This window comes from Cricetibacter osteomyelitidis, from assembly GCF_004340985.1.
In the GTDB taxonomy this organism is placed as follows: domain Bacteria; phylum Pseudomonadota; class Gammaproteobacteria; order Enterobacterales; family Pasteurellaceae; genus Cricetibacter; species Cricetibacter osteomyelitidis.
In genome coordinates this window covers 1-1124 of the sequence record NZ_SLYB01000059.1, presented here as the reverse complement: position 1 = coordinate 1124, position 1124 = coordinate 1, and the positions used below count along the sequence as shown (strand labels likewise).

General features: G+C 42.9%; 1 protein-coding gene and 1 pseudogene. Both read left to right on the top strand.

The window, feature by feature from the left end:
• Window positions 1-226 (top strand): annotated as a pseudogene (locus EDC44_RS12890) (IS481 family transposase); the annotation flags it as partial.
• Window positions 227-473: 247 nt separating this feature from the next.
• The coding region (locus EDC44_RS12880) for a type VI secretion system Vgr family protein (RefSeq protein WP_131979810.1) at window positions 474-1124 on the top strand (651 nt) is incomplete at its 3' end.

Here is a 1124-nt window from a genome sequence, read left to right as displayed (position 1 = left end):
TCCGGCTTATGGACAAGTCCGTGTCAGCAATGAATTACGTAAACAAAGTATTTTTGTTTCGGCAGGCGGAGTGCGTTCTATTTGGTTACGCCATGGTTTAGCCAACTTTAAACAACGGTTAAATGTGTTGGAAAAAGAAGTTATCGAAAAAGGAATTATCTTAAGTGAAAGCCAAGTCCAAGCACTTGAGCGTAAGAAAGAAGACGATATTGCAAGCGGTGAAATTTAAACGGGACGGCAAATCGCTTTGCATTGGTGATTTGTTGATAAAAAAAGCCATGGAAGGAGTGAAAGTCAGGCTGCTTCTTTGGAGCATGGAGAATGATATTCAAACGGCGTTAGTAGAATATCTCAACAAAACTTGGAGAAAATGATGACACAACGAAGTTTGAGCCTTTATAATTGTAAAATGCAGTATTTTTATACTACACTTAATTAATACAACACATTTAACGAATATAGAAGGATATAATATGCCCCAACAATCCGACTACCGCTATAGTTTAAACGTGAACGGCACTACCGAATTCGATGTCGTCAGTTTTGTATTAAAAGAAGGACTTTCTCAACTTTTTCGTCTGGAATTGGCGCTGGCGAGTTTTGATTCGTCGCCTTCTTTTGCTGATATTTTGGATAACCGCGCCACACTGACTTTCTGGCAAGGGGGTGAGCCGGTACGTTATGTTAACGGGATTGTGACGCAGTTGGTACAGGGCGAAAGCGGTTTTTCCCGCACCCGCTATAACATGGTTATCGAGCCGGATTTGGTGCGAGCCTCCTATCAATCAGATAATAAAATCTTCCAACAACAAGACAGCGAAAAAATCCTGCGTCAACTCCTTTCAAAGAATCATATCAATCAAGTCGAATTTCATTTAAGTGACAGCTATTGGCAACGGGAATACTGCGTACAATACCGGGAAACGGATTTGGCCTTTATCGAACGGCTGGCGGCGGAAGAAGGGACTTATTACTATTTTTCGCATACCGAAGACAGCCACACCCTCCATTTCAGCAACCACAGTGCATTGGCAGCGGAAAAAGGCACATTACTGTATAACCCCACGCCTGCTGGTGAACGCCCCGAAGCCGCTTTATGGCACTGGGCATATCAAGCCAAACTC